Annotated in this window: 11 protein-coding genes; 6 read left to right on the top strand and 5 right to left on the bottom strand. The window is 43.8% G+C overall.

Going from position 1 to position 11564, the window contains the following annotated elements; genetic code table 11:
* The 6 genes from BCT81_RS13880 to BCT81_RS13855 form a co-directional block, all read left to right on the top strand.
* Window positions 1-494, top strand: a 494-nt coding sequence (locus tag BCT81_RS13880; RefSeq protein WP_133152627.1) for a type II secretion system F family protein, incomplete at its 5' end; no start/stop codon positions are given.
* Window positions 491-1621 carry a CDC27 family protein gene (locus BCT81_RS13875; RefSeq protein WP_102424798.1) on the top strand — a complete coding sequence of 377 codons (1131 nt, stop codon included), beginning with the start codon at window positions 491-493 and terminating at the stop codon, window positions 1619-1621. The genes BCT81_RS13880 and BCT81_RS13875, both read left to right, overlap by 4 nt.
* A complete protein-coding gene (locus BCT81_RS13870) occupies window positions 1618-2154 on the top strand; it encodes a TadE family protein (protein WP_102424797.1) in 537 nt (178 codons plus the stop codon). The genes BCT81_RS13875 and BCT81_RS13870 overlap by 4 nt, the downstream gene beginning before the upstream one ends.
* Window positions 2144-2728: a tight adherence pilus pseudopilin TadF gene (gene tadF, locus BCT81_RS13865; RefSeq protein WP_102424796.1), complete on the top strand. Its 585-nt coding sequence runs from the start codon at window positions 2144-2146 to the stop codon at window positions 2726-2728. The genes BCT81_RS13870 and tadF overlap by 11 nt, the downstream gene beginning before the upstream one ends.
* 1 nt (window position 2729) lies before the next feature.
* Window positions 2730-4046: a VWA domain-containing protein gene (locus BCT81_RS13860; protein ID WP_133152626.1), complete on the top strand. Its 1317-nt coding sequence runs from the start codon at window positions 2730-2732 to the stop codon at window positions 4044-4046.
* 1 nt (window position 4047) lies between these two features.
* On the top strand, window positions 4048-4614 hold the full coding sequence (locus BCT81_RS13855; RefSeq protein WP_004737224.1) for an OmpA family protein: 567 nt from the start codon (window positions 4048-4050) through the stop codon (window positions 4612-4614).
* A 147-nt stretch (window positions 4615-4761) separates the two neighbouring features.
* Here the strand turns inward: BCT81_RS13855 and BCT81_RS13850 are convergent, their stop codons facing one another.
* The 5 genes from BCT81_RS13850 to BCT81_RS13830 form a co-directional block, all read right to left on the bottom strand.
* Entirely contained in the window at window positions 4762-7062 is a 2301-nt protein-coding gene (locus BCT81_RS13850; RefSeq protein ID WP_102424795.1) for an EAL domain-containing protein, read from the bottom strand.
* 328 nt (window positions 7063-7390) lie between these two features.
* On the bottom strand, window positions 7391-8239 hold the full coding sequence (locus tag BCT81_RS13845) for a sulfurtransferase (RefSeq protein WP_102424794.1): 849 nt from the start codon (window positions 8237-8239) through the stop codon (window positions 7391-7393).
* A gap of 50 nt (window positions 8240-8289) precedes the next feature.
* Window positions 8290-8604 carry a hypothetical protein gene (locus BCT81_RS13840; protein ID WP_102424793.1) on the bottom strand — a complete coding sequence of 105 codons (315 nt, stop codon included), beginning with the start codon at window positions 8602-8604 and terminating at the stop codon, window positions 8290-8292.
* Between the two features lie 161 nt (window positions 8605-8765).
* A complete protein-coding gene (locus BCT81_RS13835; RefSeq protein ID WP_102424792.1) occupies window positions 8766-9374 on the bottom strand; it encodes a hypothetical protein in 609 nt (202 codons plus the stop codon).
* An 11-nt stretch (window positions 9375-9385) separates the two neighbouring features.
* Window positions 9386-11521, bottom strand: coding sequence for an LruC domain-containing protein (locus tag BCT81_RS13830; protein WP_102424791.1), 2136 nt, complete (start codon window positions 11519-11521; stop codon window positions 9386-9388).
* Window positions 11522-11564: the final 43 nt, after the last annotated feature.

Raw genomic sequence — 11564 nt, 5'->3', positions numbered from 1 at the left:
TTGTTATTGCCCCTGATGCTTATGTGTCTGCTCGGGGGAAAGCCAATATTAAACACATTAGTTCGAGGCTACCTTTTTTACTCGACTTGATGAATGTGTGTGTTCATACCGGGATGACTATCGAATCGAGCCTGGAATACTTAGCTAAGGAACTTCATTCTATTGATAGCAATCTTGCTCATGTTGTCCGAGTTACGGTGGAACGTTCACGCCTTGTTGGTTTGGAAAAGGCGCTAGAGGAGTTTTACGACCTTGTACCAACCAGTGAATCGCAAAGCTTTGTGATGACCATGGTGCAGAGCTTGCAGTTTGGTTCATCTGTAGGCCCTGTGCTGGCAACGCTAGCGACTGATATCAGAGAATTGAACATGATGGATCTGGAAGAAAGAATTGGGAAGATGGGGGCAAAAATGTCCATCCCTCTGATTGCTTTTATCATGGTTCCTATTGTTGTTCTCATTGCTGCCCCAGGTATTTTAAGGATGTTGATGTGATTAAAAAGTATTTATTTATCACTGTGCTCTTCGCTTTACTTTCTGGTTGTACAACAGTGAATAATCAACTTGAGACCAAAGAACAACTACTCATAGGGGCCGGCGATTCGCAGAAACTTATCGAGTTCTACAAAGCAAACATACAGTCTGACCCTATATATAAAGTAAAACTCGTTAACCTGTATTTAGACCTAAAGGATATCAAGTCGGCGGAGCTATATCGCAATACCTATAGCGAGAGCAACCTTGATAACCCGGAATACATACTAACTAATGCTCGAATTTACTATCAGAAAAAGAACTTTGAACGCGCGCTAGAAGAGCTAAATAAATACCGCGACGAAGGAGGTACCGAATATGAGTATCAACTTTTAACCGGAAAAATTTTGGCTCAGCAGAAGCAGTTTGTCCAAGCCATCGAACACTTTGAAGAGAGTCGTAAACAAGGTGCATCTGATAGAGAGGCCGGTAATAACATTGCCGTGGTGAAAATAATGCAGGCTGATTATTTAGGTGCGACGGACATTTTATATGACCTATACCTTTCGAATCCTAATGATCAAAGAGTGAGCTCTAACTTGATTCTTTCTTCAGTTAAATCTCAAAGGCCAGATATCGCGCTCGAGGTTTTGAAACATTCAAATAGTGATGAACAAGCGCGTAAGCAACTTAAAGCGTTAATGATGTCAATATCTAAAAGCGGAGGGAAGAATATCGTGACACAGTCAAAAATAGAGATGGAACAGCAGCTTATTGGCCCTCAAGTGAATTCAGGTGGTTTTGTTGCCCCAACATCACGTGTGAGCAAGCTTGATGCTACCAAAGACTTTCAAGCGTCTAAACACAGTGTCGGTGGTTCTGTACTTGATCCTAGAAAGCTTAAACCAAACGCAAAGCCTATTTATCGCGTACAAGTTTTGGCAACGTACACTGCAATTCCTTCAGACTTTTTGAATTATTTGAAAACAAACTATGGCGCTGTGTATTCCTATACACATGGGCTGTGGAAGCGCTACTGCATAGGTGATTTCAATGACCTGGATGAAGCCAAGGCGTTTCTGAATAGCATTGATATTAAAGGAGCATTTGTTGTTGATTACACCAAGAAAAGGTATGTCCGTTTATGAGATCGTTTAAACGTAAGCAAAAGGGAGCATTAACGGTTGAAGTCGCTATGGGTATTCCAATTTTCCTCGCGATTGTCTTCGGGTGGGTTGAGATCTGTATTTTGACGTTTTCAATGAGTATGACTGACCACGCATTAACAACGGCAGTGATGAGAACCAAAAAAGCGGGTGACTCGAGTAGTAGTCAATCGATTAACTACGGGCAAATGATCAAAGATGAGTTGGACAAAGCCGGTGGAGCGTTATGGAGCAACGTCGTCAAAGAGGGTAGCGTCATCATTCATGTGAACTATTTCCGAGACTACGAAGGTTTTTTGAAATGCACGGACAACTATGCCTCTGCAGATAAGTGTCCGGATAAGAAAGATGAACCAGAAGACATGGCACTTGCAGTTTACGCTTTGGAATACACTTACGATCCCATTGTGTCTATTTGGTTCCCAGATATGCCGATAAAGCGCGAAGTTATTACGATCCAAGAGTATGAAAGATGCTCTTTCAAAATTGGTCAGGGGGCAGGTTGTGCAAGTTAAACAAAAAGGATCGTTTGCGGTTGAACTAGCGATGGTGCTTGTCTTTGCTTCTGGCATTTTCTTAGTTGTAGTGAACCACATGCTAGCGATTAACAAGAAAGGCCAATTGGACAGAGCTACATATTCAATGACCACGATTTTCGCAGAGCGGAAGCAGTTATTTAACGCCAAGATGGATATTTGCGCAGGTGATTGCAGGAAAACAGAACATAACGCCTTTGCAATTGCTTCGGCTTCGATGAAGCGGATGATTCCGAACTTTGACAAAACCAAATTCGGAATGCGAATTGATGAGATAAGGCTCGAAGAGGCTGCCGTTTCTGGAGGTAAATTGAACTACCGAAGGGTTCAAAAGACGCTAACCAAAGGAAACATACAAGGTTGTGACTTTCCTGACATGAGCGATATCACCAAAGAAAAAGCGATTGAAATGCTTCCCGTCACTTCCAGAGGGCGCAGATTACCCATGTATCAGGTTTCATTGTGCTACGAAATCCCAACAAACCTGATTGGTATCGCGAACGGTGAGGTTTTCCGTCTTGTGAGTTCTTCTTATTCATTTGCGAGGGTTTAAGGTGCGTTCAATAAAAAGAAATAACGGAGTCGCGGGTATTTTGTTCGTCGGCCTGTTACCGATGATGGTTATTTTTATGGCGTTTTCGATGCAGATGTCGCAACAGATGCTTGCACATACAAGGTTACTGGAAGCGGCAGAGGTAGCTAGCCTAGCGCTTATCGCAAGCCCTAGAGAGGATGAAGAGAACAACGTTAAGTATGCACGCTACTTAGTGGATCGTTATGTTGTCGATAATACAGATGATGTCGATGTAGCGGTGTATACCAGTATATGTGAGTACAAGGATGGTTGTGTACAAGCAAGTGGTGAGCTCGCACCGTTCAGCGACTTTGTGGTGAGGGCGACGGCCAAATACACGTCTTGGATTGCATACGAAGACGTGAATTTAAAGCCTGAGTTTTCAGTCAGTGGCCGAGCTGTGACGCGCAAATATCTTCCTCAGCCAGTAGACGTTTACTTTATTGGTGACTTCAGTGGTTCTATGGGTAACCCATGGAAGAACGGAAAAATGAAGTTAGATGTCGTGAAAGAAACCATTAAGCGAGTCGTCGATGACATTGAGGAGTTTAATTCGGAGGAAAAAAGCCGAGTTGCTTTGCTCGGGTACAACCCGCTCCATGTTAAACAATCTGACGAGATAGTAAGACTTAACGCTTATGGCTATCGTGCTTCATGGCGAAAGAAACATGCTTATGACTACGCTCGGAACTCTCCTGCGACAACGGTTAGACGAATGTTTGATGAACCAACCTTGTATAACGAGATTATAGAGCCATCGCATGGAATGAGTCGATACGAAGTAGAGCGACTTTATAAGCGAAACAATGATTTTGATGATTACTTCAAGTTTTACGATATTCCACTGACTGAGGATTATGACAATTTTCGAGCTCAGTTAATGAGTGCTCAGTTGAAAGCTGGTGGAGGTACCTCTTCTTGGAACGGAATCATTGCTGCAGCACAAGAAGCCAATAAGGCGACTAACCTTAACCCTGAACAGGTGTTTATTGTGTTATCCGATGGTAGCGATAGCGACGAAACCTACTTACAGAAATTGGTGGATCGGGGGTTATGTAAAAAGCTGCGCTCAACCATTTCAGCTAAAAGAAATCGTTTCCAGAGTAATGCACCAACTGAAGCTGAGAAAACAAAAGTGACAATGGGTGTTATTGGTATCAACTATCGCGTCCAAGCAAGTGATGGCTTTGGAGACTGCTTCGGCAAGAAAAACATTTATCACGCCAAAGATGGTGAAGATGTGTACAAGTATATTTTGAATTTGATTAATGAAGAAACAGGAAAACTTAAGGATTAACATGAGATACCTAGTGATTATTTCTATGATGCTGCTCTCTCCAGTTGGCTATGCGAATTGCTTGGGCAATGTCGATGAATATATAACATCGACCAAGTTGGTCTCTTCTCATGTTGTGACGACTCAAGTAACGGGTAGATTGTTAGAGCGTGATGAAATACCGCAGAATGAGCTACTCAATAAAGAGAGTGAGGTGATCCAAATCGCGGCTCAAGACGATGTGTGTTTCTATGACAAAGCGACACAATCTCTAGTACTTAATTATCCAATCAACGTGTATAAGTTGGATGAAAGTCATAAACAAGTACTGGAACAATACCTAAGCTTAGTCGACGATAAATCAAAGATTTTTATTGAAGGCCATGCTGACAGTCTTGGTAGTGAAAGCTACAACAAAGCGCTTTCATCACGTCGTGCGGGGCAAGTGACTAGCTATTTAAAGGAAGATCTTCGCCAAGGAACTCGCATCGTTGAATATGCGTATGGCGAAAGCGCACCCATTTGTAAGGTTGCGGACAACAAGGCAACAGGTTGCAATCGACGAGTTGTCATCACCGTTAAGTCATAATGGGCTTTGTTTTCATTGTCTGTGTTTATATTCTCTGGGCTGCAGCCTTGAGTGGTGTATAACGAAACTCAAATAAAACAAAAGGGAGCCAATGTTGGCTCCCTTTTTAGTCTTATTATATCTGTGAATCACTACACCACTAAGCAACTAAACCATAGGTTCTGGTTGATCTTGAATTGACTCTGAGGGAGTAAGATATTCGCACAGCTCTTCGTATGGGATAGGGCGTGAGAAGTAGTAGCCTTGCATCAAATCACAGCCGCAAGCTTTGAGGATAGCAAAGTGTTCGCTTGATTCCACACCTTCCGCTAACACCACCATTCCGAAGTTCTTACCGATAGCAATGATGTTTTGCACCATGGTTAGCGACTGCTGGTCTACTGCAATATTCTCAATGAAGCTTTTATCGATTTTAAGCTCGTCGATAGGCAGTGCTTTCAACATACTCAATGATGAATAGCCAGTACCGAAATCATCTAAAGAGATCTTAATGTGGTTCTGTTTGAGGCCTTCGAAAATTGGTTTCACTAACGTGACATCTTCAATGAACAAGCTTTCAGTGATTTCTAGTGTCAAACAGCTTGGTGAGAACTGGTATTTCTCAAGTGTTGCTAACAGGTGTTCAGAGAACGATTTATGAGAGAACTGGCGCACCGAGATGTTGATCGATAACCCGATCTCTTGCTCGGTCGTTCTATGCAAATGAGCGATTTGCATAATACTTGACTCGATTATAAACGTGCCGAGTTTATGCATTAAGCCAGTGCTCTCCGCGACGGGGATAAACACATCGGGTGGAACAAAACCTAACTCGTCATCAACCCAGCGCACAAGAGCCTCAACACCGTCAATACTCTCATCTGTCCGTACTAAAGGTTGGAAAGCCATGAATAGTGTTTGCTTCTCGATAGCGATACGCAACCTCTGTTCGACTTTCATTTTGTAGAGGTGAGCGTCTTGCATTGCCGTCGTGAAAATGCTGTATGAGTTTTGCTGCTGTTTGGCTTTGTACATTGAGATATCGGCAGAGCGAAGCAGGCTATCAAGATCTTTACCATGCTCAGGGAAACGTGCAATGCCGATGCTACAGCCTAATAGGAACTGAGAGTTTTGCACTTCATAGGGTTGAGAAAGCACCTCAATGATACGCTCTGCGAGTCGTTTAATTTCAGACTCACTGGTTATTGGAGTTAAGGACAGAAACTCGTCGCTCGATTCACGCACCAATAGGCTCAATCGAGAGCGGAATCGCATTAAACGCAACGCTATTTGTTTAAGAACCTTGTCACCAAAGTCATGCCCATGCGTATCGTTGACGCATTTAAAGTTATCGATATCGATGAACAGCAGTGAGAATTGCTCGGACTCACTTGCAACCCATTTATCGATGTTCTTACGCATGTATAAACGGTTTGGCAGGGTAGTGAGAGGGTCGTGGTTCGCTTGGTAGATCAGTTGGCTACGAGTACGCTGCTCATTTTTGGCGATAGACTTAACCAAAATGTAGAACCCACACTGGAGCAAAATAAAAATAATGAAAAGAATGCCAAATTCTTCGATAAAGACGGTATCGACGTGTGCAAGGTCGGTGCGACCAACGACCCAAAGCTTATAATCTGGTAGGTACTTAGCGCTCAGTAGAGAGCGGAATTTATTATCACTGACAAAAAATGAGTAGGTCTCTTTTCCCGTTTTCGCTTCTTGCACAGTAGCGCTGATTTGCTCTGAAAAGTTAGTGCTCACGCGCTGTAGCAGGTCACTGTCTACTGGTTTTAAGTAAGCATCAAGAGACTCGATGTCACTAGAAAAGAACTGACGGTAGTGGTCTTGTCTGAGCAAGGTGAGTGTATTGAAACTTCCAGCATGTGCGTTGTTTTCAAATACTATGGTGCTATCTAAGCGCAAGCCCGCAGTCATCACGGCATCAATGGTTTTACCGTCCACTGAAATCGATTTTCTTAACGGGATGACTAGGCTATCTAGAGATTTTTGAAAATAGGTACGCCCTAGAACCATCTTGTCACTTGAAAGCGCTTCTAGAAAGGAGTCTCGAGTTTGTGGTAGCTCAAGTAAGTTGTCTTGGTCTGCCAGTTTAAGGTTTGAGCTAACAGACAGGTAGTCGCCCTCAGTGTTCAGCAGGCCGAATGCAGCAATCGCTGGATGAGTCTCAAGCAGCTTATCCAATATGGGACGAATTTGAATTGCGGCGGTACGAGTGAAGTCAGACTGTTGGGCCAATTGGTGTCCAACGACTTCTAAGAGTGCCTCTTGGCTTGTGAGTAATGAACTGACCGAGCTAGAAAACAGCTCCACTTGAATATGCTGCTGCTCAATGAAGTCTTCTCTATTTGCTTGCCATTTTGTTACACCTAGCACAGTGAAAAGTATCAAGGTGAGCAGTACGACTAGAGCGTACAGCGACCAGATATTTTTCTTAAATAGAGCCATGGAATGCCTTTTTTGGTTACGACTTTGAACAGAGTGCACGAGACAAACTATTGAGCGCCAATATGATGTATTAAGTTTGTAAGACACATCGATAATGACTAATGATTAAATAGTGTAACGACTATGTATCGGGATTCTTGAGTAAAAAATTAACATTCATATCAACAATAACGCTTAGTGTTTGATTAATCGAAGTTTATTGTTGGTTCATTGCTGGGAGTTTAGCCGAGAGCCGTTACGATATAATAACAAAGAGCTTACCCATGTTAGGAGTAAGCTCATTATGCATGCGGAGTATATTCTAATAGTGGCAGTAAGCGAAGTTGAATTACTGGTTTGTTACGGCGATAGGCAGGCTTTCGTTAGCGCCCCATTCTGTCCATGAGCCATCGTAAACTCCCATTTCACCCGAGTATCCCGCCAATTTTGCGGCTAATAAAATGATGCAGGCAGTCACACCTGAACCACAGCTAAAGAACATCGGTTGAGTTGGTGTTAAGTCCAACGTAGAAAATATCTCTACAAGCTCGCTTTGTGGTTTCAACTTACCGTTGTTCAGCACTTGTGCGAATGGTAGACAAACTGAGTTTGGAATATGTCCGCTGCGTAATCCAGCTCTTGGTTCAGGCACTTCTGAATCAAAACGAGCTTGAGATCGTGCATCCAGAATATTGGCACTCTTGCTCTCTGAATAGCTTAGGACTTGCTTGGCATCCACAAAGTAGTTGTCTTGAATGTTGCCTGCGAAATTGCCCGGCGTGACTTCAGCTCTGTACGATGTGTCTGTTGCGTAACCCGCATCAATCCATTCAGGTAAGCCGCCATCTAAGATGTAAACATCCTGATGTCCCATCGCCATAAACATCCACCAAGCGCGAGGCGAAGCGAAAGTCCCCGAGTTGTCGTATACAACAATCGTGCTGTCTTGATTGATACCGATTTCACGTGCACGAGTGTTGAAGTGTTTTTCGGAAGGGAACATGTGAGGAAGTAGGGTATGTTTGTTGCTGAAGTCTTTGTCGTAGTCGAAACGAATTGCTCCAGGAATCATTTGCCCTTTGATCTTTTCAGACTCACTTGGAATTTGAAATTCGATGCTGGCGTCTAGGATGATGATGTTGTCTTGCTCTAACAAACGTTGTTGAAGTTGTTCTGGTGAAATGAGTGGCTGATTCATTCTTATTGTATCCATTCTTATTGTAGTTATAACTGTTGTTATATCGGCGGCTAAGGTGCGGCTCTACAGTGGATAAACTGATAGCTGCTTTGTCCGGTGATTTGGTTACTTAATGTATCAAGCGAGACAACAGAATCAATAGGGCATTCTGTGGTCGGTGCAATGGATACGCGAAATACACTGTTATCTTGAGTTTGAACAGTAAGATAACGTCTGTGTCCATCTAATGATTGAGTGAGTGTATTCGAAATTACTTTGGCTTCAATACGTTGCCCCGTCTGTGACGTCAGGGGGAAATGGGTAAGGGCAACTAATACGCCTACACCGCACATTAAGATAAATAGACCTATTTTTAACTGTTTCATGAGAGTAAGTCTTTGAAGGTTATCTTGAAAATATAAGTTAGATTCGAAGTAAAATGAATGAACTCTAATCAGATAATTTTCATTGTTATTGGTTTGGAGCGATCAAAAAAGTGAGCATTGCTGCTCACTTTTGGTTGTAGTTATTCGAAGCTAAACTTTCATTACCACACGATCTGAGAGTTGCTGCTCGATACTACTTTTTGTAGAGGTGGCTGCCCGTCGTAAAACCAAATCTCAACGAGAAGTGAATCGTGGCTGACTGGGCTCGCGAAATTAGAGGCGAACACACCATTGTTTAATGATCCTGCAATCACTTTGCTTGAGTAGTCTGGTTTCAATGTCGAGTCGTCACGAGTACTAAAACGGCTATACACGGTAACAAATGAACGGCCTGTTGAAATACTACTGATATCGATGTCGATATCAAACTGCTCTACAGAGCTGTAATCAAAACCATCGGGTACCACTAAATCACTCATAGTATAAGTTGGTTCCGCTGCTGCACTGGCTACTGGAGACGGTGATGGCGTTGCAGTTACTGGCGTTGCAGGTGTCGCCGGTGATGATGGTGAAGGAGAAGCCGTGCTGCCCCCACCGCCACCTCCGCCCCCACCACAACCTGCTAGTAGGAGTGGGCCTGTAGCTAAAACTACGGTCATTGTTTTCTTTATGTTCCAAGAGCTTTGTGCAGACATATTATTTTCCTTAGAGAGGTTGCTTCTCAACTCAACGTTATGATGTTCGCGATTATGTTTATCTTTGATACTCATGACGTCTCTCCTTATGGCTCGTAACATTGGTTGTCTGCTGGTGATGTGTACCAAGTTTGGTTATTGTCACCACCTGACTCTGCCCATTGCTTAAACTCTGGGTAAGCAGTTACGATATCCACGTATTCTTGTGGCCATTCCCACTCTTCTGTTGACGTGATAATCAGTGCCCAAGGGTGGTTTTCTGCTGTTTTGAAATATTTACCTGTTGCCGGGTCGCTATCGTCAACACCGATTCCGGAATCAAATAGGTTCACTGTGTCAAAGGCCTCGGTTGGTGCTTGGTCTGGCAAGTGAACTTCCCAACTACGTCCTGGGTGCATCGGTAGGTTGTCGCCGTGATAGTAGCCCGGTGTTGCAAAAATGAAGGGGTCGTAAGGCATGTCTGTCCACGACGCAGTACTCACACCGTCGCCTGATAAGTTGATACCGATTTGGAATGCGAACTGTTCATCTTCTTTACAAGCGTTGCTTGTACGGTAGAAGGCGCATGAAGTATTCGCTTTTTCAGACAAGTCTTCAGCGGCGATAAAGATAGCTTCACTACGACCGTCTTCCATACCTAAATCGGTGAATACGCCATTGTGTTTCATGTATGAGTTAACGGTATCTACCGAGCTTGGTGCAAGGTTTGGTAGGCGAATCGCAAAGCCATTTTTGTAGGTTGCCCCCACAGCCGCTAGGCGACCATCGATGGTAGACTTAACAACCTTACCGTCTTTTAAGATCTCAGTGATGCGATACATGATAACGGCATCATTCATGTCATAGTCGGCTTTATAAGGCCAATTGTCTTCATACGCTAGGGTGGCGTAGCCAGAAGCACTTGGGAAGTAACGAGCCGTTGCGCCATCATTAAGAACATCGATTTGAATATCGACCACCTCACCAGAGGTAGAACCACCAAAGTAGCTCAGGTTAGTTTGTTGGCTGAATCTGAATCGAGCCCAAGTGGTACCCGTTAAGGCATTAATATCGACATTTAAGAATAATTCGTTCTCACCGGCCGCCAATAAATAATCGGTAAAGACTTGTTCGTTGGCGCCGTCGAAGCTGCCGTCTTGGTTCCAATCTATCCAAGCTGAAAGGTAACCTGTTGTTGAAGCTTCAATAACAACTTTTGAGTCCAATCCGGCTTCAAGTCCTGTAACGAAGCCGATACCACCGTTAACCCATTCGTCATCAATACCGACGCTTTCATCGGATTGTGGAGAAACGTACCCATCCAGATCTGCATCTGGTGCATCTGTCCCTAGCCATGTGACACCATCAAGCTCATGTCGAGGACCATTACTCGCTAGTAGAGTTAGGTAGCTGTCTGGCGCGTCACCGAAGTCGATGTTTGAATCTTCATCAACAACAGGTGCGTTGGCACAACGAGCACCATCGTTTTGACCAGAAGCTGGGCCATTCGAAACAAATTCAACGGCTGGAACAATACCTGCCGCGATATTGGCAGCGTTGTCTGGAGACAGGTTGATACGGTAAATTTTACCGTCTTGATTTCGCGATACGTAGTAGTAGCCATTGACATCAAAATAGCCAGCACCGAACGTACCTAACTCGCCGGTGTCGCCGATGTAGGTCTCGGCACCAGTTGTAGGGTTGAAGCTGTATAAGCCACCAGAGTTATTATCGATACCATATAGAGAGCCATCGCTTGGGTGGAAAGCGAAATCAGTTAATTTCACTGTTGCTGGGCTGCCTGCGATTTTGTTAACGGTAACTGTCGCATTTGGATCAGAATCTAAAGGTGATAGATCAACCGTGAAGAGCCCTTTACCTGTGCGGTACAGGTAGTAAACATGATCGTAAACGTCACCCACATAGAAGGTATGGTCTGTTGGCAGTCCACTGGTGTTGATGACTTCTGCTTGGAAATCCTTGCCTAGGCGCACCAAACGTTTGTTGGTGGTGTCATAACCGTATATGTATCTGTCTTCGAAATCAAAACCGACACCGTTAATGTTAGCGTTCATCCCCGTGTCGTCTTCGAGAAGGGTCGTTGAACCAGTCACTAGATTAACGCCCCAAACTTGCACAGGGGTGGATTGAAAAAGGTATGCCTTACTCGGGCAAGTATCGAATGGCGCTGCGTTGGCGACTAGGGGTGCACTTAATAGCAAACTTAACGTTGTAATTCTCATATCTACATCCTTGTGATGGAAGGTCTAGATACTTGATCAAGTA

The sequence above is a fragment of the Vibrio sp. 10N.261.52.A1 genome, from assembly GCF_002876325.1.
GTDB lineage: Bacteria > Pseudomonadota > Gammaproteobacteria > Enterobacterales > Vibrionaceae > Vibrio > Vibrio chagasii.
This window is presented reverse-complemented; position numbering and strand designations above follow the sequence as displayed.

Bases quoted from the DNA above. Each gene is read 5' to 3' on its own strand.
- BCT81_RS13870 (WP_102424797.1), top strand. From the start codon at position 1,618: ATGAGATCGTTTAAACGTAAGCAAAAGGGAGCATTAACGGTTGAAGTC.
- BCT81_RS13855 (WP_004737224.1), top strand. From the start codon at position 4,048: ATGAGATACCTAGTGATTATTTCTATGATGCTGCTCTCTCCAGTTGGC.
- BCT81_RS13850 (WP_102424795.1), bottom strand. From the start codon at position 7,062: ATGGCTCTATTTAAGAAAAATATCTGGTCGCTGTACGCTCTAGTCGTA.
- BCT81_RS13845 (WP_102424794.1), bottom strand. From the start codon at position 8,239: ATGAATCAGCCACTCATTTCACCAGAACAACTTCAACAACGTTTGTTA.
- BCT81_RS13840 (WP_102424793.1), bottom strand. From the start codon at position 8,604: ATGAAACAGTTAAAAATAGGTCTATTTATCTTAATGTGCGGTGTAGGC.
- BCT81_RS13835 (WP_102424792.1), bottom strand. From the start codon at position 9,374: ATGAGTATCAAAGATAAACATAATCGCGAACATCATAACGTTGAGTTG.
- BCT81_RS13830 (WP_102424791.1), bottom strand. From the start codon at position 11,521: ATGAGAATTACAACGTTAAGTTTGCTATTAAGTGCACCCCTAGTCGCC.